This is a genomic window from Rhodococcus (subgen. Prescottella) equi (assembly GCF_003013675.1).
In the GTDB taxonomy this organism is placed as follows: Bacteria; Actinomycetota; Actinomycetes; order Mycobacteriales; family Mycobacteriaceae; genus Prescottella; species Prescottella equi.
Window position 1 is genome coordinate 1,855,311 of the sequence record NZ_CP027793.1, and the last position, 22,841, is coordinate 1,878,151.

The window sequence follows — 22,841 nt, forward strand, 5'->3', positions numbered from 1 at the left end:
CCGGTCGATGGCCTGCCGGCGGTGAGGAGGGCCGCGCGATGGAAGCTGTCGAGACCGCCTCGGCGCAGGCGCCGGGAAGCCTGGTGATCGAGGCTCCGTGCGGCCCCGTTCGCGGGTATGCCGACGGTTCGGTTTTCGTGTGGAAGGGAATCCCCTACGCGGCTCCGCCCGTGGGAGACCTGCGCTTCCGTAGCCCGGTTCCCGCGTCACCCTGGAGCGATGTGCTCGATGCGGCCGCCTTCGGGGCCATGGCGCCGCAGGGCCACGACACGTCGGTGCCCCTCGACCCGACGATGCGGATCGACGAGGACTGTCTGACGGTCAACGTGTGGGCGCCCCGGCCGGACGGGACCCCGCGTCCGGTGATGGTGTGGATCCACGGCGGCGCCTACTGTCTGGGTTCGTCCGCGCAACCGATCTACGACGGCCGGCTGCTGGCCGAGCGCGGCGACGTCGTGCTGGTGACCTTCAACTACCGGCTTGGGACGCTCGGGTTCCTCGATCTGTCGTCGTTCTCGACCGCGAGCCGGACATTCGAGTCGAATCTCGGCCTGCGGGACCAGATCGCGGCGCTCGAGTGGGTGCGAGACAACATCGCCGCGTTCGGTGGCGACCCCGACGAGGTGACGGTGTTCGGCGAGTCGTCCGGCGGCGGTTCGATCACCACCCTGATGACGGTGCCACGGGCGGAAGGACTGTTCCACCGCGCGATCGCGCAGAGTCCGCCGTCGACGTCCGTCTACGGCGCCGAGCGGGCAGCTTCCGTCGCGGCCCGCTTCCTCGAGATCCTGGACCTGCCCGGCGACCGGATCGGCGACCTCGCCGCCATGCCGGTCGAACACTTGGTGAAGGCCGGCGATCTTCTGGTGAACGAGGTGCCCACGAAGGTGCCGGGCACGTTGGCAATGGCGCCGGTGGTGGACCGCGATCTCGTTCCGCACTATCCGGTCGCCGCGTTCCAGAAGGGGTACTCGCACCGGATCCCGCTCATCATCGGTTCGAACCGGGACGAGGCGTCGATCTTCAAGTTCATGCGCTCCCCGCTGTTGCCGGTGAGCCCGGAGGCGGTGCAGCAGATGTTCGCCGGTCTCGCCGAGGACAACCCGGGGCTGTCGCCGCTCCGGCTCGCGGAGATCGTCGCCGCCTACCCGGCAAGCGCGAAAGCGCGAGGAGTGCTGGCGATCTCGCGCGACGCGGCGTTTCGAATGCCCGCACTCTGGGTGGCCGACGCGCACAGCCGGCACTCGCAGACCTGGGTGTACCGCTTCGATCACGCCACTCCGCTGCTCAAGGCGGCGCGGGTCGGTGCGGCACATGCGACCGAGTTACCGTACGTGTTCGGGAATTTCGGCACACTGAACCCGGACCCCACGTTCTGGCTGGGTGGTCGCAGGGGTGCGATCGAGGTGTCGGGCCGCATACAGCGTCGCTGGCTCGCCTTCGCCCGCCACGGTGTCCCCGCCGCGCTCGACGGCTCCAAGCACTGGGCGCCGTACAGCGAGGAGAACCGGTCGACGCTCCTGATCGACGGGCACGACAGCCTCGTCGTGGACCCGGACCGTGCGATGCGGGTGGCGTGGGGCGACGAGGCGATGGGGTTCAGCTAGCAGATTGCGGCGCCTCGAAGCGATTCCAACTGCGCACCTCGTCCACCGGTCGGCGCGACGCGGGCTTGAAGTCGGTGCCGAGTGTGTATGCCACGGGAAAGAGTCCCACCTGTGTGTAGCCGTCCGGGATTCCGAGCAGATCCGCCATCCGGCGCTCGCGGAGCAGGTGCACGGTCGTCCATGCCGAGCCGAGCCCGCGGGCCCGCAACGCGAGCATGAAACTCCATACCGCGGGGATCACGGAGCCCCACCGGCTGGCCTGCATGAAGACCTCCATGCCGCGGGCATCGTCCTTCAGCACCGGGATGGCGAGGGCTGGGACCTCGTGCAGATGTTCGCCGAGGTATTCGACGGACGGCCGGATCCGACCGGACTGGGCGGGATCGGGATTGCGCATGTTCGTCCGACCCATCGCGTCGGCCAGACCCTCGCGGTACAGATCGGCGACCTGCGCGCGCACCGCAGGATCGTCGACGATCACCCAGTGCCACAGTTGGCGATTGGAGCCGTTGGGTGCCTGCAGGGCCAGCCGGAGGCACTCGTCGATCACCTCACGCGGCACGGGGCGGGAGAAGTCGAGGCGCTTGCGGACCGTGCGGGTGGTGGTGAGGGCAGTTTCGAGATCCACGAGACGCAGTCCTTTCGTCCGTCCGCAACGATCGTTGCAGGCGAACGGACCATACCGCCGGGGGCTGGTCAGTGCTCGTCGGGCGCGACTCCGAGCTTCTCGCACGCCGCGCGGTACAGCGCAACCACTTCGGTGCGGATCGACGCGCGGTCGGTGACGGGGCCGAGCCACGGCACCCGCACCGTCCGGTCGACGCCGTCGACCTCGGCGACCCACTCGCCGGACCGCCCGTCCAACCCGGTCATGCGGGCGGCGGTGGCGTCGGGCTCCGCGAAGGCACGCACGATGAGCAGATTGTCCTCGGTGTGGTCGCCGTTCATGTGGCCGGTCACGGCGGTGACGACTGCAGCGTCGAAGGTGGTCATGACGGGGAGCCTAACCGCACCGTCGGCGGCTTCCGGTCGGCGTCGAGCTCGCGCAGCACCGGCAACGCGAAGCACACCGCCGCGACGGCGACCACCGGGATCGCGAGTGCGAAGAACGTGGTGCGGATGCCGAGCTGGTCGATGAGCGGTCCCGCCAGCAGGTAGCCGAGCGGCCCGGCCGCGTACGCGGTGGAGGTCATCACCCCGACGACGCGGCCGCGCATGTGTTCGGGACTGCGGGTCTGCATGGCCCAGTTGGCGATCGGTCCCACCGGCCCGTACACGAGACCGATCACGACGGACAGCGTCAGCAGTACCCACAGCGGTGGCAGGAACGCCATGCCGATCATTGCGAGACCGAGCCCGGTGACCGCGACGAGCATCAGGTTCCGGCGCCTGAGGTAGGGCGCCAGCGCCCCGTAGGACAGTGCGCCGACGAGCCCGCCGATGCTCATCGCCATGAGCACCCAGCCGAGCTGGGCCGGTTCGCCGCGGTCGGTGAAGTACTTGGGAAACAGCACGGATTCGATCGGCATGTACAGCGCGACGATCACCATGTCCACGAGCGCGAGGGTCCGCAGCAGGCGGTCGCGCCACACGAAACGCAGGCCCTCCAGCGTGCCCGACCACATCGACTTCGGGCGGGTCTCGTGATCGGGTCGCCCGGAGTGCTCGAGCCTGAGGAACGCGATCGTGACGATCGACAGGACGAAGCACACCGCGGTGACCCACAGTGTGCTCTCGGGTCCCACCAGCGCGATCAGTACACCGCCGATACCCGGCCCCACCAGGTACGCGACGTTGTAGTTGGCCTCGTACAGGCTGTTGACGCGGTCGAGTCGCCAGCCCGCGGCCTTCGTCGCCGCAGGCAGCATCGATTCCCGAGCGGAGATGCCGGCGGGATCGAACGTCGCCCCGAGGGCGGCCAGCGCCGCGAGCACCGGGACGGACAGCCCGACCGTGCCCGCGGCGATAGGAATCGCAGCCACCGAGAGTGCGGACAACGCGTCGGACACCAGCGAGGTGGGCCGCCGTCCGAATCGATCGACCACGGTGCCGGAGAACAGGCTCGCGAGCAGCAGTGGCAGCGTGGCGGCGCCCGCGACGATCGCCGCGTCGGTTGCGCGGCCGGTCTGTTCCAGGACCAGCCACGGTAGGGCGACGATCACGATCCCGTTGCCGGTCGCCGAGAACAGCGTCGCGACGTTGAGCAGGATCAGCGGCGTGAGTCGTCGGCTCGTCGTCTGGTGGGGGGTACTCACGGCGCGGGCTTTCGGTCGATCGGGCGTCGCTGTCGAAGCTAACAGCGCGGCCGGAATCCGCGCGAGCGGTTTTCCGGCCGCGCCATCGCGCGTTCCCGCTCCTATTCGCGGGTCCCGATCGCCGTCACCGGGTCCTGGCGCATCGCGGTCCGCGTCGGAATCGCGATCGCGACGAGCCCCAGCAGGACCGTCACCCCGAGGATGAGGGCGTAGACGCGCGGGTCGACGCTCGGGATCGGACGGCCGGACACCGCGGCCGCGACACCCGCGAGCGGGGGTAGCGCGATGAGCGATCCCACCACGGCCGCGACGGTCACCACGATCACCGACTCGGCGCGCATCATGCCGCGCACCTGCCGACTGCTCGCGCCGACGAGTCGCAGCAGCGCGAACTCTCGGCCTCGCTCGGCGGTTGCGAGTACGAGGGTGTTCACCACCGCGACGGCGAGGTAGCCGAGCAGGACCGCGAGTGCCACGATGCTCACCCAGGCCTGCGTGCGGCGCTGCTCCTGCCCGGCGGCGGCGAACTCGGCGCGATCGGAGACCACGACGCCGCCCGTCGCGGTGATCGCGGCCCGGGCCTCGTCGACGCGGCCTGGTTCGGCGGCGACGAGGAGCATGTCGGTCAGTCCTGTGGTGGTGTGTGCCAGCACCTGCGGGGTAGGGAGTGTGACGTCGCCGAAGCCGAGTCCGCGGCCGTACGTCGCGATCACCGTGGGGGTGACGAGTGTGCCGTCGCCGAGTCGCAGTGGCACGGTATCTCCCACACCCGCGCTCATGGAGAATGCTGCGTCGGTGCTGAGGGCGACGGTGCCCTCGCGCAGCTGTCCGAGGTCGCCGTCGCGGACGTCGAGGTCGAGGGTGGAGTCCGTCGCTGCGGGATCGATGCCCTGGACCGGGTACGGGTCGGTGGACGGCGAATCGCCACCGGTCGTGAACAACGCCTGCGTCCGGGTGATCGGATTGGCCGCGCGCACAGCGGGTTCCGCTTCGATTGCGTCGACGAGGTCGGCAGCGAGTCCGGCGGGAGCGGTGACGACGAGATCTGCGGTGATGCCCGCGCGGGACTGGTGGTCGGCGGCCGCGGCGACGGTGTCCTGCGTGAACAGCTGGACCGAGCCGATCGCGATGGCGAGTGCCAGCGGGGTGATGGCGGCGGCGAGACGGCGGGCCCGGGCCCCGGAGTTGGCGGCGGCCAGCACGAGCGCGGGCGACGCGCTGCGGCGCAGCGGTCCGCCGAACACTCGGACCGCGCCGCCGACCAGCATCGGGCCCAGCAGCGCCACCGCGATCACCAGCAGGACGGCGGAAGCACCCGCGCCGGCCAGCGCGGCCTGTCCGGGCAGCACTGCCGGGAGCATCGACGTGGCCAGACCTCCTGCGCCGAACACGAGCCCCGTGACGAGTCGGCCCTTACCGATGGAGGACGGCTCCACAGCCGACTCCCGCAGCGCCTCGGTGGGATCCAGGCGGGCCGGACGTCGGGCGGCGACCGCCGCGGCGATCCGCGCGGTGACGACGGCCAGCAGAACCCCGACCACGGCCGGGAGCGGGCTGTACGCGAGCGCGAAATCCGACGACAACACACCGGCCTCGGCGAACTGTGCCCCGAGGACCTGTGCGAGCGCATAGCCGGGACCCGCACCGAGCAGCGCGGCGACGCCGGCGACCAGTAGCACCTCGCTGCCGATCAGGCGATGCACCTGACCCGGTGTGGCGCCCATCGCGCGGAGCAACGCGAACTCGCGTCGGCGCTGCTGGATCGACAGCGACAGCGTGCTCGCCACCACGAACATCGCGATGAGGATCGCGAGGCCCGCGAACGATCCGGACAGCATCATCAGTTCGCTGCGGGCCGCACCGGCGTCGAGATATTCGACGTCGCCGCGGGCGGTGCCGGTGTAGGTGCGCACGTCGAGCCCGGGCAGGTGGTCACGGACCCGGGCGGCCAGCGCGGCGGCATCGGTGCCCTCGTCGGCGAGCACACCCACCGCGGCGACCCGGTCGCCGTGCGGCCACAGCCCGCGGATCCGGGCATCGGACACGAACACCGCCGGTTGCCGGTCGGCCGGTTCGGCGCCGGGTGCCGCCGCGATGCCGACCACCGCGTACTCTTCGCCGATCCCACCGTGCCGCAGCGTGATCCGATCACCGACGGTGCCCGGCCCGGTCACGACGACCTCGTCCGGCGACACCGGCGCCCGGCCGGACGTCAGCGTGTACGGCGCGAGGACGCTCGATGCCCACCCGTGCGCGTCCAGCGGTGCGCCGGCGTCGGTGGTGAGGGGAACGCCGAGGTCGGCCACGGCGCCGCGGACCCCCGGCATTGCGGCGAGTTCGCCGACGACGGACTCCGGCAGCAACGCCCGTTCGACGTACGGCTGGTCGATGTCCTCGCGCACGTCGAGGGCTTGCGCCGCCCCGACCACGACGTCGGCGCCCGCGTAACGGTGTGGGGCGACGCCGCCCCGGATTCCCGATTCGAACAGCACGCCGAGCGCGCACGTGAGGAGCGCGGCGCAGAACACCGCGACGAACACGGCCGCGAAGCTACCGCGTCGGGCGCGGATGTTGGCGCGCGCCAGGGTCCGCAGACGGGGCCCGGCCACGTTCACCACTCCCCGAGGTGGGTCATGTGGTCGGCGACCGCGGCGGGGGTGGGGGAGTCCATCCGTCCGACGAGCCGACCGTCGGCGAGGAACACCACTCGGTCCGCGTGGGCGGCGGCGACCGGATCGTGCGTGACCATGACGATCGTCTGCCCCAGCTCGGTGGTGGTGCGGCGCAACAGGTCCAGCACCTGACGGCCTGTGCGGCTGTCGAGCGCCCCGGTGGGCTCGTCCGCGAACACCGCGTGCGGCTGGGTGATGAGCGCGCGCGCGATGGCGACGCGCTGCTGTTGACCACCGGACATCTCGGCCGGACGGCGGTGCCGCTTGTCGGCGAGTCCGACCGCGTCCAGGACGTGATCGAGATGCGCCCGGTCGGCGGTGCGCCCGGCGAGCAACAGCGGCAGCGTCACGTTCTGTTCGACCGTGAGCGCCGCCATGAGGTTGTACGCCTGGAACACGAACCCGATGTGATCCCGCCGGAAAACGGTGCGTGCCTTGGGTTTCAGCGCACTGATCTCGGTGTCGCCGAGCCACACCGAGCCGCGGGTGGGCTGGTCGAGGCCGGCGGCACAGTGCAAAAACGTGCTCTTGCCCGAACCGGACGGGCCCATGATCGCAGTGAAACTGCCGGGCGCGAGGGTGAGGCTGACGTCGTCGAGTGCGGTGACCCGGGTGCGCCCCGAGCCGTACGTTCGGGTGACGTCGGTGAGACGGACGGCGGCCCGTGGCGGGCTCTCGACGAAGGGTGGGCTGGAAGCGAAGGAGGACATGGAAGGAACGCTATGGAGCGGCGGCTTCCCGGAACATCCCGTGCGATACCCGATCGATGGTGTAGCTGGCTCCACCCTGGCGGTTCAGGACCTGCCGGACGCGGTCCGCGCGTTGCGGCCTGCCAGCCGGGCGAACGCGTCGACGAGTTCCGGCGGTCCGACGACGTCGATGTCGGTGTCGAAGCGGTTCAAGCCGGCCGCGAGGGCCACCCACGACCAGGATCCGAGTTCGAGGCCGCATCGGTCGGGGCCGAGATCCTCGACCACGCCGTCGCCCGCGAAGGGCACGACGTCGGACGCCGGCCGATGGAGGACGACCTTTCCGCGGCACGGCCACCCGTCCACGTGGGACGACCCCTTGAAGCGTGCGGAGACGAACGCGGCCACGTCGGCCCCGGGGACCTCGCGGGGCGTGAAGCGGGGTCCGGTGGGGATGCGTGGACTGATGCGGTCGGCTCGGAACACGCGCCAGGCCTCGCGCTCGAGATCCCACGCGACCAGGTACCAGCGCCGATTCGACGTCACCAGGTGGTGCGGCTGCACACGTCGCGGCGGTGACGGCTCGCGGGTGCGGGCGCCGTCGGCGTTCGCGTAGTCGAAGCGGAGCGTCTCGCGCGCACGGATCGCCGTGGAGATCGCCACCAGCACATCGGCGGCCACCGGGTCGTCGTCCCTCGGGCCGTTTCCCGCCGGGATCGCCGTGAAGTCGAGTACGTCGAGCCGGTGGCGCAGGCGGGTGGGGAGCACCTGTCTCACCGTGGTCAGCGCGCGGATCGCGGCCTCCTCGATCCCGACGCCGGTCTCGGCAGCAGCCTGCAGGGCCACCGCCAGCGCGACGGCCTGGTCGTCGTCGAACAGCAGTGGCGGGAGTTCGCTGCCGGCGTCCAGCCGGTAGCCGCCGGTGGGCCCCATCGTCGCGTGGATGGCGTATCCCATCTCCCGCAACCGGTCGATGTCCCGGCGCACCGTGCGGGGGCTGATGTCGAGCCGCTGGGCCAGCGTGGAACCCGGCCAGTCCCGGCGCGTCTGCAGAAGCGACAGCAACGCGAGGAGTCGGGAGGTGGCCGCTGTCATGTCTTCGATCGTAAGTTCCTTGTAGGACGGAATCCGACCTATACCCCTGGGAGGGTCGGTGCGGTCAGGGGCAAGCCCGCCACGTTCTCATCCAGGAGCAGACATGAGCATCACCACGACCACTCACCTCAACTTCGGCGGCGACGCCCGCGCAGCCCTCGAGTTCTACCGGACCGTCTTCGGCGGCCATCTCACGATCGCGACCTACGGCGACCTCGGGATGCCGCGGGAGGCGCCCGGTGCCGACGCCGTGGTCTTCGGCCAGATCGAGACCGGAGACGGCTTCCGGGTGATGGCCTACGACATTCCCGGCCGCGCGGGCACCCCCGGGGCGGCCGGGGGATCCACCCGCCGGGAGAACGGGACCACCGTCACCGATCAGCCGTTCTTCGTGTCCGTGCGCGGACAGACGCTCGACGAGGTCCGGGACTACTGGGACCGGTTGGCGGTGGACGCCCGGATCGTCGAACCGCTCGCCGCGGCGGCTTGGACGCCCGGCTTCGGCATGCTCACCGACCGGTTCGGGGTCACCTGGATCCTCGACGTCGCGGCCGATCGAAGTGCCCGACCGATGGTGTAGCGGGCTGTACCGACATCGGGTGGACGGTGCGGCATGCTGGACCGATGACGTGGAGCGAACGACTGAGGGTGCGATGGGGCGCCGTCCGCTTCCTCGCGGTGGAAGCTGCCGCCGCGCTCGTGTCGTTTGCGTTCGTGTTCGTCGGTCTGGTGATCGCCGCGACGCTGATGCTCATCGTGGGCTGGCTCGCGCTGCCGTGGTACCTGCGGGCGTTGCGCTGGTGGGCCGCGTCGGCGCGCCAGCGGGCCGGCCGATATGCCGGGACGGTGGTGGGGGAGCGGTACCCGCCGATACCGGACCGGCCGGGCTTCGACGATCTGCGGCGTCTGATCGTCGCGCCGTCCACTCGACGCGACTTCGCCTGGGTCGCGGTGCACTCCATCGCGGCCCTGACGGCGGGCCTGCTGGCGATCGCGCTGCCGCTCGCGGCACTCAACACCTTGGCGATTCCCTTCTACTGGTGGGTGCTACCGCCCGACGAGCCGGTGAGCAGCATCTACCCCGTGACGTCGTGGTGGGGTGCCGCGCCGATGCCGTTGTTCGCCGTCGGCTACGCGGTACTGGCCTGGTGGTCGATCCCCGTGATGGCGCGGGGCATGTGTGCGCTGGCCTCGCGGTTGTTGTCCCCGCGGCGGGAAACCGAACTGTCCGAGCGGGTCTCGGCGCTCACCGCGAGCCGTGCCGCGGCGCTCGACGCGCATGCCGCCGAGCTGCGACGCATCGAACGCGACCTGCACGACGGTGCCCAGAACCGGCTGGTCGCGGTCGTGATGATGCTGGGGCTGGCCGAGCGCTCGTTGCGCGTCGCGCCGGAACAGGCTCTGCCGCAACTGCTTCGTGCGCAGGACGCCGCGTCGGACGCGCTGTCGGAGCTGCGCACCCTGGTGCACGACATCTACCCGCCCGTGCTCGACGAGCTCGGTCTGGGCGGTGCGGTCTCCGCGCTCGCTGGCCGTAGCGCCGTGTCGTGCGTGCTCGACGTCGACGGGCTGCGGCGTGCCCCGGCCGCCGTCGAGGCCGCGGCGTACTTCGTGGTCGCCGAGGCTCTCACCAACGTCGCCAAGCACAGCGGCGCCGAGCGGGTCCAGGTGACCATCGCGACCCGCGACGACGAGGGCGGCGCGACGATGGTGATCGACGTCGTCGACGACGGCGGCGGCGGTGCGGTGGAGCGGCCCGGTAGCGGATTGGCGGGGATCCGGCGGCGCGTGGCAGCGTTCGAGGGGACTGTGACGTTGGACAGCCCATTCGGTGGGCCGACGAGACTCGAGGTGGAACTACCGTGCGGATTCTGATCGCCGAGGACGACGCCCTGCTGCGGGAGGGGCTCGCGCTCCTGCTGGGCAGCGTCGGGATCGAGGTGACGGCGGCGGTGGACGACGCGGAGAAATTCCTGGAATCGTTCGAGTCCGATCCGCCCGACGGCGCGGTCCTGGATGTGCGGATGCCCCCGACTTTCACCAACGAGGGACTGAAGGCGGCGATCGAGGCCCGGCGTCGGCGGCCGGGGTTCCCCGTGCTGGTGCTGTCGGCGTACGTCGAGGACCGCTACGCCGGTGATCTGCTCTCCGGAGGTGCGGGCGGGGTCGGCTATCTCCTCAAGGAACGGGTCGGCAAGGTCGAGGAGTTCGTCGACGCCCTCCGGCGCGTCGTCGGCGGCGGCACCGTGATGGATCCCGAGGTGATCTCCCAGCTGATGAGCCGGCGGCGCGCCGACGATCCGATCCGAAGCCTCACGCCGCGCGAGTCCGAGGTGTTGGGACTGATGGCCGAGGGTCTCGGCAACGGCGACATCGCGCGCCGGTTGGTGGTGAGCGACACCGCGGTGAGCAAGCACATCGGCAACATCTTCGCCAAGCTCGGGCTCGCGGCGTCGGACAGCGGGCATCGCCGCGTCCTCGCGGTGCTCGCGCACCTGCGGTCGTGATCCGGGGTCACGCGCTCTCGAGTGCCTCGCCCACCTCGCGCAGTGCCCGGTGCCGCTGGTCCTCGGCGAGCGCGTGGCCGACCGCGATCGCCAGCGCGACCGGCCAGTCGATCACTTCGAACGCCGCGAGCAGACCGAGGGCGCCGAGGTAGGCGAGTTGTTCCGGCTTGGGGACACCGACGTCGCCGATGAGCGGCAGGCGGATCGCGAACCGTGATCCCTGCGCGATGCGTTCGAGGGCGTCCCGGTGCGAACCTGGACCGTGCGCTGACGAGTCGTGCGCTCCGGAGCCGGGGGATCCCCCGCTGCGCGACGCCCGGTCGGCGCCGCGGTCGAGCGTTGCTTCGGTCATCGTTCGTCCTGCCCATCCTCGTCGTTCACCTGCCGTACACCTGGGCCCGTCATCGTGGGAGTCGTGATCGTTTCGTTATCCACGCTCTCCGCGTTCGCCTCGGCCGTCCGCCCGTCGGGACCGGATCCGTTGACCGGTGTGGTCACCTCCGTACTCACACCGCCGTTGCGCCACGCGTACGCGGTGCTGCTGCGGACCGGGGTTCTCGTCGTCGACTGACCACCCCGGCCGTCGCGCGCCGACCACCACGCGAGGGCGTGCGGGGCGAGCGCGGCGGCAGCCGTCGCGCCCACCGCCGGGCCCAGCGCCTGCGCCCACGCGACCGGTCCCAGGGGCGTGCATCCGAGGAATTGGCTCAGCCCGGGAACGCTGACCACCCCGGCCAGCGCCGCCAGCGATCCCGCGGCGGTCGCGACCACGAGGGGACTGCGGGAGTCGATCAGTGTCTGCCCCAGTTGGGCGCCGACCAACGCCACGAGTCCCACCGTCGACGCTCGCCGCGGCCGCCCGGTGAGCGAGGCGATGCCCCACGCGACGCCGGCGCCGGCGGCTGTCGCGGTCCCGCGGATCGCGACGGTCCGCCACAGTGCGGCGCTGTCCGGTCCGCGGCCGTCGTAGGCGTGATTGCGGTTGGGCGGGCTCACGGCGAGCGCCGCGGCGGGTAGCGCGTCGGTGAACAGGTTCACGAGCAGCAGCTGCCGCGCGTTGAGCGGAGCCCGGCCGCCGATCGCGCTGCCGATCAACGCGAACGCCACCTCGCCCGCGTTCCCGCCGAGCAGGACCGCGACCGCCGACTGGACGCGTTGCCACAGCTGCCGGCCCTCGTCGACGGCATCGAGGATGGCGTCGACGTGCCCGCCGATCAGCAGGATGTCGGCGGCGCTGCGGGCCGGGTGACTGCCGTGGGAGGTCACCCCGATCCCGATGCTCGCGGCGCGGATGGCGGCGGCGTCGTTGGCACCGTCGCCGACCATCGCGCACACGCTCCCGGAACGTTCGAGCGTCTGCACGATCTGCACCTTCTGCTCGGGGGACATCCGGGCGAACACCCGCCGCTCGTGGACCGCGGCCTCCTGCCGCCGATGGGAGAGCGACTCCCATTCGCTCCCGCTCATCACGTCGTCGGCGTCCACGTCCAGTCCCAGGTCCCGGGCGATGGCGGCCGCGGTCACCGGATGGTCCCCGGTGATCAACCGCACGGACACGCCGCGGTCCTCGAGTTCGGGCAGCAGGTCGGTCGCCTCGGGGCGGATGGTGTCGGACAGACCCAACAGTCCGAGCGGTTCGAGTCCACGGCCGCACAGGGATTCGACGACGTCCGGGTCCTCGGCGGCCCGTGCGACCGCGTCGTCGGGCACGGTGCGTCGGGCCACCGCGATCACCCGCAGACCGTCCTCCGCCATCGCCCGGACGTCGTCGACGATCGTTTCGAGCGCGTCGGGAGCGGCACCGGTGCACGCGGCCAGAACCACCTCGGGGGCACCCTTGACGAGCAGCTCGGTGCCGTGCAGCGCCGCCGCGTACGGCCGTCCGGCGCGGAACGGCAGGACCACGTCCGAGACCGGTGCCTCCGCTCCTTCCTCGGTCGCCTCGGCGGCCTCGACGACGGCGCGGTCGGTGGCGTGCGCGGCGGTGCGCCCGTCCGGCGTCACCGACGTCCGGGCGGCCGCACGGACCACCCGGGCGCCGTCGCACGTGCCGATCGGACGGATCTGCGTCACCCGAAGCCGGTCCTGGCTGAGGGTTCCGGTCTTGTCGAAACATGCAGCGTCCACGCGGCCGAGGGCCTCGACCGACCGTGGGGTGCGCACGAGCACCGAGGCGCGGGTCAGCCGGCGCGCGGCCGCCTGCTGTGCCAGCGTCGCGACGAGCGGAAGCCCTTCGGGGACCGCGGCGACCGCCACCGCCACGCCGCTCGTGACCGCGGAGCGCAGGCCCCCGCCGCGCAGCATCGACGTGGCGGTGACCAGCGCGCCACCCCCGATGCTGACCGGGAGCACCCGGTCGGTGAGCGCGCGCAACTGCGACTGCAGGCCCACCTTCCGGACCGGCGCGGGGGACAGGGCCGCGGCCCGGCCGGTCTCGGTGTCGTCGCCGACGGCCGTGACCAGGGCCGTCGCGGTGCCGGTCAGCACGGTCGTGCCGGCGAACAGCATGCAGGTCCGTTCCGCGAGCGGCACACCGGGAGTCGCGTCGGTCTGCTTGTCGACGGGCATCGACTCGCCGGTGAGCGACGACTCGTCCACCTCGACCCCGTCCGCCTCGACGAGTCGTCCGTCGGCTGGCACCACTTCACCGGGCCGGACCACGATCACATCGCCCGGCCGGAGCAGCGCGGCATCGACCGACTCGGTGGTGTCGGTGCCCGGGCGGATCCGTCGTGCCGGGGCGTCCTGGCCTGCGAGCAGACGGGTGAGGAGCCGTTCGGCATGCAGGCGCTGGGCCGCCGACAGCGCGGCGTTGCCGACCAGAACCGTCCCGACGAGGATCGCGTCCACGGGAGACCCGAGCACGGCACTGGCCGCCGAACCGGTCGCCAGGATCGGGGTGAGCGGATCGGCCAGTTCGGTGCGCAGAGACCGGCCGAAGTCCCACACACCGGAGGCGGGACCGCGGAGTCGGCCGACCGTCGTGCCGATCCGTCCGGGACCCGCAGCGGCACGGCTCGGCGGCGGCGACCCGACGGTCCGGCGCACCCTGTCGACCGACATCGCGTGCCAGTCGTGCTGCGGGCTCGGGCGGGGCGGCTCCGCGCGGAGCACGCCGCGGGCGAGGCTGCGCCCGGTCCACAGGGCCGCACCGGCGCCGACACTGACGGGCCCCGGGCCGCGCCCGTGGGTCCCCGGGATCATCAGCAGTGAGCCGAGAAGTGACGCGCCGGAAGCGATCTCGATGCCGCGCCGACTCGCGGTGCGGGCGGCGGGCAGTGCGCGCAGGATGCGCCAGACCGCCCCCAGATCCGGCACCAGCAGATCCGCCGGCGCCGCCGATTCCGGGCGCAGGGCCAGGCTCACGTCGGCGGCGAGCACGGCTCGGGGGCAGTCGACGCTCAGCACGGCGACGGTCGCCCCGGATTCCTGCAGGCGTTCGACGGTCGACCGGAGGTCGGAATCGGTGGAATCGCCGGGCTTTCCGAGGTCGTCGAACGCCGAGCGCAACGTGCCCAGCGCCTCGTCGTCGACGGAGTGCACGGTGATGCCCGCTTGGCGGGCCTGTTCGAGCACGGCGCCCGCCAGCGCGTCGCGGACGGGGGAGATCAGCACGGCGGCGTCGGGATCGTCTCCGGGTTCGGCAGCGTTGTCGATGCCGGCCAGGGAGTGCCATCCGGTGTCGAGTTCTCCCGACTCGATCGCCGTCCGTGCCGCTTCCCACACCGCCGCGCGGCGGTGGTCGTCGACGCCGCGGATCCGGCTCACCCGCAGGTCCGCGGTGAGGAGCGCACGCGGATCGACGACCAGCGCGGTCACGGCGTCGAGCCGGCGCAGCACGTCGGGCCCGCGGCACAGCACACCGTGGTCGTCGGCCAGTCCGCGGCCCAGGGTGCTCGCGAACGACTCGCGGGCCGTGCGGGCCGCCTTGGGTGCGGTGACGAGCGCCGCCGTTCCCGCCGCTCGGACGCTCCCGGTGGCCGCACCCACCGCCGCGATCCCGCCCAACTGTGCCCACGCCGCGCGCTCGAGGTGACGGTCCACCGGTCCGGCCGCGGCGAGGTCGGGGGCCGCGGTTTCGGGCACCGGGCGGTGCGTGCTCCGTAGCCACGCGCGCCGGTTGGCCAGCACCTCGCCGACCACGGAGGCGCGGAGCAGGGCCTCGATCGCGAGCGGGGGCGGCGCCTGCACGAGCGTGAAGCTCGCGGCGGTGAGGGTCGAGAGGAGGAGGTCGGTGCGCGGACGCCCGATGCCCGCCTCGAGCAATCGGCGCAGCGCGGGTTGATAGTCGAGTAGGACGATCGGTGCGGCGACCGCGGACGGTAGCCGCGGCACCCGGAACAGGCGGCCGGTGGCCGCGGCCCCGAACCCTACCGAGTGGGCGGCCAGCGCGATGACGCGCGCCGAGAGCACCCCGTCGTCCCACGCGGTCGGCACCCGGGGGAGAACATCGGCTGTCGCGTCGCGGGATCGGGTCGGGGGCGCGAACACGCCCGTGAGCACTCCGGCGGTCGCGGCGGTTCCCACCGTGACGGTTGTGATCGCGGCGTGCGCCGTCCGTCCGGGAAGGCTGCGAGCCTGCTCGACGAGTGATCCGACCCCCGGAATCCGCACCTAAGTGGCACGTCCCGGCGGCCGCGAGGCGGAGGACTTCGCTGCGCTGTCGTCCTCCGCGCCGGCCTCGTCCGCGCGGGAGCCGTCGGTGGGCGCGCCGCGCTCGTGCAGTTGCCGCAGCACGAGCGCGGCGCCCCCGACGGTCAGGACCACCGGCCATTCGACGAGTCCGACGGCGCCGGCCGCGGCCATCGTCAGCACCGCGGCGGGTGTGGAGTGGCTGCCCCGCTCGAGGCCGCGGCGGGTGCCGCCGGCGACGCCTCCGACGGCACCGCGGACACCGCCGACGAGGCCTCCCACGGCGGCGCCGCCCAGCGCGCCGATGGACGACGTGGTCACCTCGGCGATGCCGGAGACTGCGCGCACCGCGCCGCCGGTCAAGGACATCGACCCGTTGCCGGATCCGTGACCGGTGTGGGGGGTGTTGTGCGGGGTACTGCCTGTTTGTTCCATCGAACGCCCATCGTTCGGTTCGGGGTGGGCCCGCGCCCATGTCCGACGCGGGATCACGATTCACCGCTCCAGGCGAGTCTAAACCGGACCACTTGCGATGTGAACCTCTGTCGGCCCGGACGACACGAATTCCCCTGTGTGTCAAGCATTGTGTTCACGTAAAAGGCAAACGGTGGAATCTCGACCGTTCGGTCCTAACGTTGTTCACCGCCACCCCCGCACCACGCCGTCGAATCGATGTGGCGCGTTCGCTTTTCATGTGTTCCCTTCCTCCGAGGAGTGCCCGATGTTCCGTATGCGCCGACTGCCCCGAGCCGCTCTCGCGCTCGCGCTCGTTCCCCTGGCGGGTATGGTCGTCGCGTGTGGCGGCGAAGAGGCGTCGGCGTCCGCCGACGCTCCGGCCGGTCAGAGCTTCACCCTCAAGGTGTACGACCCGGGCAACTCCGGGGCGATCGCGGTCGGCAAGCGCGACGGAGACTTCGACCGTGCGCTCGCCCCGCTCGGTGCCAAGATCGAATGGGTCAAGACCACACCGGGATTCAGCTCCAACCTCAAACTGTTCAACACGGGTGAACTGGACATCCAGACCGGCGCGTACAGCCCGGTGGTCGGCGCGCTGTCCAAGGACGTCGGCGTCCGGATCTTCGCGACGTCGGATCCGTACAACAAGGATCAGAGCGGCATCGTCGCCACCGCCGCGTCGGGGATCTCGTCGCTCGAGGACCTCAAGGGCAAGAGGGTCGCGGTGAACCCGGCCGCCAAGGGCGAGTACATCGTCCTCAAGGCGCTCACCGAGGCGAACATCCCGATCGACTCGGTCGAACGGGTGCCGCTGCAGCAGACCGACGCGGCATCGGCGTTCTCGACCGGACAGGTCGACGCGTGGGCGTCGTTCCTGGCGCCGTACCAGGAGGCGAAGGCCAAGGGCGCCAAGGAGATCGTCACGGAGGGTGACATCAAGTCGGTCGACAACACGATCATCGCCGGCCGGACCGCGGTGCTGCAGGAGCATCCCGAGGTGGTGCAGAAGTTCCTCGAGGTCACCAAGGACCTCACCCGCCGTCAGCGCGAGAATCCGGCCGCGTTCGAGAACGTCTTCGAGCAGGCCGGACCGCGCGCACTGAGCGGTCAGCGCCTCGACGACGCGATCGCGCTCGGCGGCCAGGTCACGGACTTCCGCTACCCGACCGCGGCCGACGAGGCCGATCTACAGTCGGTGGTCGACCTGTTCTACCGAAACGGCGTCATCCAGCGGCAGCTCACCGCCGCCGACCTGACGTTCGACCTGCAGGGTGCGGTCGCGTCGAAGCCGGGAGCCTGACGGTGACCGCGACGTTGAAGGACGCGGGACGCCCGAGCGCGGCGGCGGGGCTCGAGCTCGAGACCCCCGCGTACCGCCGGCAGCGCAGCCGACCCGCGTGGCTGTCGCTGCCGTTGCGTCTGCTGGTGCCCGCGGTGCTGGTCGCAGGGTGGTGGATCGGATCCGCCACCGGCCTGATCTCCGAGGCCGTGCTGGCCTCGCCGGTCAAGGTGTGGGACGCGTTCGCCGAGCTGTACTCCACCGGCCAGCTGGTCGACTTCTCGCTCGCGTCGTTGCAGCGGGCCGCGATCGGTGTCTTCTTCGGCACCGTCATCGGCTTGGTGCTCGGGGTTCTGTCGGGGCTGTCGACGCTCGGTGAGGAGCTCATCGATTCGACGATGCAGATCAACCGGGCCGTCCCCTTCCTCGCGCTGGTGCCGCTGTTCATCGCGTGGTTCGGGATCGACGAGACGTTCAAGGTCGTCCTCATCGCGGTCGCGACGGTGGCACCGATGTACGCCTACACGTACCTCGGCGTCCGCAACGTGGACCGCAAGATGGTCGAGGCCGCCCGCGGATTCGGACTCACCGGCTGGCGCCTGGTCGCCGAGGCCATCCTCCCGGCCGCGCTGCCCGGCGTGCTGATGGGACTGCGGATCTGCCTGTCGCTCAGCATCACCGGACTCATCGCCGCCGAACAGGTCGGCACCCGCGAGGGCATCGGCTACCTGGTCACGCTGGCGCAGGAGTACAACCGCACCGACTACATGGTGCTGTGCGTGGTGTTGTACGCGGCCCTCGGTCTGGTCTTCGACGCGATCGTGCGGGTCGTCGAACGCTTCGCGATGCCCTGGCGTCGCCTGGCGGTGGTCCGATGAGCGCGGCGCAGGCCCCCCTGCCTCCGCTCGCGGAGCGGGAGCGGACGGCGACGACCGCTGCCGCCCGCCGCGCCGGGGAACCGGTCGCGGTGCGGCTGCAGGGAGTCCGGAAGAGCTTCGGCGACAAGACGATCCTCGGCGGCGTCGACCTCACCATTCATCGCGGCGAGTTCGTCGTGCTGCTCGGTCCCAGCGGCACCGGCAAGACCACATTGTTGCGCCTGCTCACCGGACTCGAACGGCCCGACGGCGGCGAGATCCTCGTCCCGCACCAGCGCACCGTCGTCTACCAGGAACCGCGGCTGATCCCGTCGAAGCGTGTTCTCGGCAACGTCGTCGTGGGGCAGCGCCGCGGCGCAGCGGTGAAGCAGGCCGGGACCAAAGCGCTCGGCGAGGTCGGTCTGGCCGGCAAGCAGCGGGACTGGCCGGCGACGCTGTCCGGTGGTGAGGCGCAGCGAGTCGCGCTGGCTCGGGCACTGGTCCGCGAGCCGGAACTGCTGCTGCTCGACGAGCCGTTCGCCGCGCTGGACGCCCTCACCCGCCTGCAGATGCAGGACCTGGTCGGCGATCTGGTCGCTCGGCACCGGCCCGCTGTCCTGCTCGTCACCCACGACGTCGACGAGGCCGTCCGTCTCGCCGATCGCGTGCTGATCCTCAACGAGGGATCGTTCGCGGTCGATGTCGACATCGACCTCGCACGTCCCCGCGATCGCAACGACCCCGAGGCCCTGCGCTACCGCGCGGCGTTCCTCGCTGAGCTCGGCGTCGGCAGAGACGCCACTCACCACCCCGGAAGGAGTACCCCGTGACCATCGCATCACCCCTCGACACCCTCTGGTACACACGGTGCCCCGTCCCGACCGCGAGCGGGCTCGCGAATTCGCTGGGCTGGTTGTCCGAGACGGCCGACGACGCCGGGCTGCGGTTCGGCATCCTGCAGGACGCCGACGCCGAACTGGCCGGCAGGCATTTCGACCACGGGCTGCCGAGTCTGATCCGGGAGGGCGGCAACGTGCCCGCGCTCGCGGCGCGGGCCGAGGGTGCACCGACCCGGCTCGTCGGACTGACGTGGATCGACGAATCCCAGGCGATCCTGGTCGGACCGGCCGCATCCCTGGATTCCCCCGCGGAACTGGCGGGTCTGCGCATCGGTATCCCCGCGTGGGCGGACGACCGGGCCCGCAGCTTCCCGCGGGCGATGGCACTGCACGGCTTCGCGTCGGCGCTGCGCCTGGGCGGTCTCACGTTCGCCGACGTCATCACCGTCGAGGTGCCGGCCGAGCCGAACCCGCAGGTACGCACCGGATCCCGGTCACGCACCACCACGTGGGGCGTCGAGGCCCTGCTGCAGAGCGATGTCGATGCGATCTACGTCAAGGGCGCGCGGGCGCAGGAGGTGGCCCGCGAACACGGTCTGCAGGTCGCCGTCGACCTCGACGCCACCGCATCGAAGCGGCTGCGCGTCAACAACGGCACCCCGCGGCCGATCACGGTGCACGCCGACCTGCTCGAGTCCCGGCCCGAGCTGGTCACCGCGTTCCTCGCGCAGACGCTGCGGGCCGCCGACTGGGCCGCCGGCAACCTCGACGAGGTCCGCGACGTCCTGGCCCGGGAGACGAACTCGGGGGCGGCCGGCGTCGAGGCCGCGTACGGCGACACGTTCCACCGCGACCTGCACCCGACGCTCGACGCCGACCGGCTCGAGCTGCTCGACGTCCAGAAGCAGTTCCTCTACACGCACGGCTTCCTGGCCACCGACTTCGATCTCGCATCGTGGGCGGCACCCGAGCCGCTGGCCCAGGCCCGTGAGCTGCTCGCATCCGAACGGAAGGTGGCATCGTGACCGAGTTCCTGTGGGAGCTGCCGGTACGCGGCGACGGCCGGCACGTCGGCGCCGTGTCCGAACGTCGGGACGGTTTCGACTTCCTCGACCAGGCGATCCTTGCTGCCGAGCTGTCCGGTCTCGACGGCGTCGTGGTTCCGTACGACCCCGAGGGGGACGACTCGTGGGTGGTGGCCGGCACCGCTCTGCGCCAGACCCGGCACGCCCGCGTCACCGTCGAGTTCCATCCGGCGTTCGGCACCCCGGTGTACGCGGCCAAGCTGTCGGCGACGCTGCAGCGGCTGTCCGCGGGGCGGCTCGACTGGCGAGTGCGGGTGGACGTCGACGACGATGATGCGCGTTCGCGCGGCGACGGTGTCACCGGGACCGACCGCTACCGTCGGGCCCGCGAGTTCCTTACCGTCGCACGCGGTGTGTGGAACGAGCAGCAGGTGCTACCGGGGCGTTTCGGGGGCACCGGCTTCGAGTTCGCGGGCGAGTTCTACGACGTGATCGACGGCGGCTTCCGCGGAATCCTCTCCGGATTGCCTGCACCCACGGTGTATCTGTCCGGGACGTCCCCCGAGGCGATCGCACTGGCGGCCGAGCACGGCGACGTGCACCTGTTGGACGAGCAGTCGCACGGCATCGCCGCCGTGGCCTCCGAACTACGCGGCACCGCAGCCGAATTCGGACGCGAGGTTTGCGTCGGGCTCGAACTCCCGATCGTCGCCCGCGAGGACGCCGACGAGGCCTGGGCCCGGGTCCTCCGGCAGTGGCGTGAGGTGCATCCCGAAGCGACGGCGGCCGACGTGCGCGCGCTCGCGTTGGACGGATCCCGTTGGGCCGGCTTCGACCGCATCGGCTACCGGCAGCAGATCGGACTGGTCGGCAGTTACGAGGACGTGGCGCAGGCCCTGTCGCGTTACCGGGAAGACGGTGTCGAGGTCTTCGTCCTCACCGGACACCCGCACCTCGAGGAACTGCACCGCGTCGGGGAACACCTGCTGCACCTCGTCGACCCCGCCGGCCGCACGCTCGCTGGACAGGAGATCTCCGCATGAGCACCGACTTCTACTGGCGCATCGGGATGGAGGGCGACCACGCGTCGCTGCGCACTCCGCGCCGCTACAACCGTGGACACGCGGGCGGGCACGGTCCCGGCAACATCGCCCCGGCGATCCGCGGCGGTGAACTCGACGGGTACAGCTACATCGACCACATGGCGGCGGTGGTGAAGGCGTCGGAGTCGGCCGGATTCGTCGGGGGTTTGCTCCCGTCGTTCCCGATCACCGAGGACCCGTGGGCGGCGGCGTCGGCGCTGGCGCGGGAGAGCGACACGTACCGGTTCATGGTGGCGTTCCAGCCCGGGTTCCTGCATCCCGTGCAGGCGGCACGGATGTCGGCGAGCCTGCAGCGTGCCACCGGCGGCCGGCTCGTCTACAACATCATCAGCGGCGGCGGGGGAGCACCGCAGCTGTGGTGGGGTGACAAGGTCGCGCACGACGACCGCTACGCGCGCACCACCGAGTTCCTCGACGTGCTGCGCGGGGTGTGGGACGGGACGCCGTTCGACTACGACGGACGCTTCTTCCGCACCGAAGGTGCCGCACTGCCACCGCTGCTGGCGGGCCAGCCGTTCCCGGAGGTGTTCTTCTCGGGGTCGTCCGGTGCGGCGGTCGCGGCGGCGGGCGCGCACGCCGACTACTACCTGTCCTGGCTCGAGCCGTTCGCGGACCTGCGCGCCAAGTTCGACGGTGTCCGCGAGCATTCCGCGAAGCTCGGACGAACTCCGAAGTTCGCGGTGCGCATCGACGTCGTCGCGCGGCACACCGAGGAAGCGGCGTGGGCCGAGATCGAGAAGGGGTGGGCGTTCGTCGATCGTGAGGCCGCCAATCGCGCCGCGCAGGGTGATTCGGTGGGAGCTGCCCGCATCGCGGGCTGGGTGCCGGAGACCATCACCGGTTATCGCGACCTCGAGGTCCAACCCAACGTGTGGTGCGGCTTCAGTCTCATCCGCGGGGGACCGGCGTTCGGGCTCGTAGGCAGCTACGAGCAGGTCGCCGAGCGCCTCGACCAGCTGATCGATCTCGGCGTGGACGCCTTCATCCTCGCCGGCAACCCCCACCTCGAAGAGGCCTACCGCGTGGGCGAGGAGGTGCTGCCGCTGTTGCGCCGCACCACGCCCACCCCGGTCCGCAGTCTTTCCGTCCGATAGGAGCAGTCCCATGACCAGCACCGAAGTTCGAATCACTCCCGCGATCGAGGCGTTCGTCGACGACGCCCGCCGCGCCGCCGACACCGCGTTCCGGGTGTTCCGGGAGACCGGCACCGTCTCCGCCAACGGCACCGTCAACTTCGTCGAGCGCGTGCCCGGCGAGGAACTGGCGGTCGCGCTCAACGAACCCGGACCGTGGGCCGAGGACCGCAGTGCGAAGCCGATTCTCGCGACGTTCGACGGCGAGGTGCTGTCCGGCGACGGACCCGCAGGCTTCGTCACCGGTTACGCCAAGGTGTTTCGGGAGCACCCCGAGATCACGTCGATCGTGCACGTGCACACCCCGTGGCTGGGCGGGTGGGCGCAGACCCACCGCACGCTGCGCATCAAGTACGCAGCCTCGCAGCGCCTGACGCTCTCGCGGGACATCCCACCGCACATCGACCGCAGCCAGTCGCCGGGCGATTTCATCCTCGACCGCCTCGTCGACGACCCGGATCTCGTCGCCATCTTCGAGGCCAACGGCGGCGTCAACGTCATCGGCCGCGCCGGACTGCTCGAGCTCGCCAAGTTCGTGGTGCTGCTCGAGGAGGGTGCGCAGTACCAGGCGCTCGGCGAACTGGTCGGCGGCACCGTCGATTTCGATGCCACCAATCTGGTCGCCCAGTGGGGCCGCAGTGGCCTGCTCGACGAGGCCCGCCGCCGCGGACTCGTCTGAGCCCGGACAGTCA

At 71.4% G+C, this 22,841-nt stretch carries 20 protein-coding genes and 1 pseudogene; 12 read left to right on the forward strand and 9 right to left on the reverse strand.

Annotated features, from left to right (window positions below):
* Window positions 1-38 precede the first annotated feature (38 nt).
* The gene (locus C7H75_RS08845) at window positions 39-1,607 is read left to right on the forward strand and encodes a carboxylesterase/lipase family protein (protein WP_106851230.1); all 1,569 of its coding nucleotides are present in this window, start codon (window positions 39-41) and stop codon (window positions 1,605-1,607) included.
* Here C7H75_RS08845 and C7H75_RS08850 read toward each other — a convergent pair.
* From C7H75_RS08850 to C7H75_RS08875, 6 genes are all read right to left on the reverse strand, one after another.
* On the reverse strand, window positions 1,600-2,235 hold the full coding sequence (locus C7H75_RS08850) for a nitroreductase family protein (RefSeq protein WP_005514264.1): 636 nt from the start codon (window positions 2,233-2,235) through the stop codon (window positions 1,600-1,602). The two genes, C7H75_RS08845 and C7H75_RS08850, sit on opposite strands and share 8 nt — an antisense overlap.
* Before the next feature lie 68 nt (window positions 2,236-2,303).
* A complete protein-coding gene (locus C7H75_RS08855; RefSeq protein ID WP_005514263.1) occupies window positions 2,304-2,600 on the reverse strand; it encodes a DUF2470 domain-containing protein in 297 nt (98 codons plus the stop codon).
* Window positions 2,597-3,862: an MFS transporter gene (locus tag C7H75_RS08860; protein WP_084844947.1), complete on the reverse strand. Its 1,266-nt coding sequence runs from the start codon at window positions 3,860-3,862 to the stop codon at window positions 2,597-2,599. The genes C7H75_RS08855 and C7H75_RS08860 overlap by 4 nt, the downstream gene beginning before the upstream one ends.
* A 101-nt stretch (window positions 3,863-3,963) precedes the next feature.
* Window positions 3,964-6,471 (reverse strand): ABC transporter permease, encoded by a 2,508-nt coding sequence (locus C7H75_RS08865; RefSeq protein WP_233281883.1) that lies wholly within the window; start codon window positions 6,469-6,471, stop codon window positions 3,964-3,966.
* 2 nt (window positions 6,472-6,473) lie between these two features.
* Complete coding sequence (locus C7H75_RS08870; RefSeq protein ID WP_064058126.1) at window positions 6,474-7,244, reverse strand: ABC transporter ATP-binding protein; 771 nt, start codon at window positions 7,242-7,244, stop codon at window positions 6,474-6,476.
* 84 nt (window positions 7,245-7,328) lie between these two features.
* Window positions 7,329-8,318: a helix-turn-helix transcriptional regulator gene (locus C7H75_RS08875; protein ID WP_084846382.1), complete on the reverse strand. Its 990-nt coding sequence runs from the start codon at window positions 8,316-8,318 to the stop codon at window positions 7,329-7,331.
* Window positions 8,319-8,421: 103 nt separating this feature from the next.
* Between C7H75_RS08875 and C7H75_RS08880 the strand changes: the two genes are divergently transcribed.
* From C7H75_RS08880 to C7H75_RS08890, 3 genes are read left to right on the forward strand one after another with little or no spacing between them, the layout of a single operon-like run.
* On the forward strand, window positions 8,422-8,898 hold the full coding sequence (locus C7H75_RS08880; RefSeq protein ID WP_005514255.1) for a VOC family protein: 477 nt from the start codon (window positions 8,422-8,424) through the stop codon (window positions 8,896-8,898).
* 44 nt (window positions 8,899-8,942) lie between these two features.
* On the forward strand, window positions 8,943-10,193 hold the full coding sequence (locus tag C7H75_RS08885) for a sensor histidine kinase (RefSeq protein WP_106851231.1): 1,251 nt from the start codon (window positions 8,943-8,945) through the stop codon (window positions 10,191-10,193).
* Window positions 10,181-10,825: a response regulator gene (locus tag C7H75_RS08890; protein WP_005514250.1), complete on the forward strand. Its 645-nt coding sequence runs from the start codon at window positions 10,181-10,183 to the stop codon at window positions 10,823-10,825. The genes C7H75_RS08885 and C7H75_RS08890 overlap by 13 nt, the downstream gene beginning before the upstream one ends.
* 7 nt (window positions 10,826-10,832) lie before the next feature.
* Here the strand turns inward: C7H75_RS08890 and C7H75_RS26400 are convergent, their stop codons facing one another.
* Entirely contained in the window at window positions 10,833-11,177 is a 345-nt protein-coding gene (locus C7H75_RS26400) for a hypothetical protein (RefSeq protein WP_064058129.1), read from the reverse strand.
* Between the two features lie 138 nt (window positions 11,178-11,315).
* Between C7H75_RS26400 and C7H75_RS26455 the strand changes: the two genes are divergently transcribed.
* Window positions 11,316-11,396 carry an Rv1535 domain-containing protein gene (locus tag C7H75_RS26455; RefSeq protein ID WP_372442277.1) on the forward strand — a complete coding sequence of 27 codons (81 nt, stop codon included), beginning with the start codon at window positions 11,316-11,318 and terminating at the stop codon, window positions 11,394-11,396.
* A 65-nt stretch (window positions 11,397-11,461) separates the two neighbouring features.
* Here C7H75_RS26455 and C7H75_RS26460 read toward each other — a convergent pair.
* Together C7H75_RS26460 and C7H75_RS08905 are read right to left on the reverse strand one after the other, a co-directional pair.
* Window positions 11,462-14,029 (reverse strand): annotated as a pseudogene (locus C7H75_RS26460) (cation-translocating P-type ATPase); the annotation flags it as partial.
* A 1,410-nt stretch (window positions 14,030-15,439) separates the two neighbouring features.
* On the reverse strand, window positions 15,440-15,826 hold the full coding sequence (locus C7H75_RS08905) for a hypothetical protein (protein WP_005514244.1): 387 nt from the start codon (window positions 15,824-15,826) through the stop codon (window positions 15,440-15,442).
* A 352-nt stretch (window positions 15,827-16,178) separates the two neighbouring features.
* Here C7H75_RS08905 and C7H75_RS08910 point away from each other — a divergent pair, with 352 nt between their 5' ends.
* Genes C7H75_RS08910 through C7H75_RS08940 form a run of 7 tightly spaced genes read left to right on the forward strand, consistent with a single transcriptional unit; the run spans window position 16,179 to window position 22,828 of the window.
* Complete coding sequence (locus C7H75_RS08910; protein ID WP_106852001.1) at window positions 16,179-17,213, forward strand: NrtA/SsuA/CpmA family ABC transporter substrate-binding protein; 1,035 nt, start codon at window positions 16,179-16,181, stop codon at window positions 17,211-17,213.
* A gap of 2 nt (window positions 17,214-17,215) precedes the next feature.
* A complete protein-coding gene (locus C7H75_RS08915; RefSeq protein WP_005514241.1) occupies window positions 17,216-18,070 on the forward strand; it encodes an ABC transporter permease in 855 nt (284 codons plus the stop codon).
* Entirely contained in the window at window positions 18,067-18,879 is an 813-nt protein-coding gene (locus tag C7H75_RS08920) for an ABC transporter ATP-binding protein (protein WP_005514240.1), read from the forward strand. Before C7H75_RS08915 ends, C7H75_RS08920 begins: the two co-directional genes overlap by 4 nt.
* A complete protein-coding gene (locus C7H75_RS08925) occupies window positions 18,876-19,913 on the forward strand; it encodes an ABC transporter substrate-binding protein (protein ID WP_106851233.1) in 1,038 nt (345 codons plus the stop codon). The genes C7H75_RS08920 and C7H75_RS08925 overlap by 4 nt, the downstream gene beginning before the upstream one ends.
* A complete protein-coding gene (locus C7H75_RS08930) occupies window positions 19,910-20,956 on the forward strand; it encodes an LLM class flavin-dependent oxidoreductase (RefSeq protein WP_106851234.1) in 1,047 nt (348 codons plus the stop codon). The genes C7H75_RS08925 and C7H75_RS08930 overlap by 4 nt, the downstream gene beginning before the upstream one ends.
* A complete protein-coding gene (locus C7H75_RS08935) occupies window positions 20,953-22,110 on the forward strand; it encodes an LLM class flavin-dependent oxidoreductase (protein WP_106851235.1) in 1,158 nt (385 codons plus the stop codon). The genes C7H75_RS08930 and C7H75_RS08935 overlap by 4 nt, the downstream gene beginning before the upstream one ends.
* Window positions 22,111-22,120: 10 nt before the next feature.
* Window positions 22,121-22,828 (forward strand): class II aldolase/adducin family protein, encoded by a 708-nt coding sequence (locus C7H75_RS08940; RefSeq protein ID WP_022595012.1) that lies wholly within the window; start codon window positions 22,121-22,123, stop codon window positions 22,826-22,828.
* Window positions 22,829-22,841: the final 13 nt, after the last annotated feature.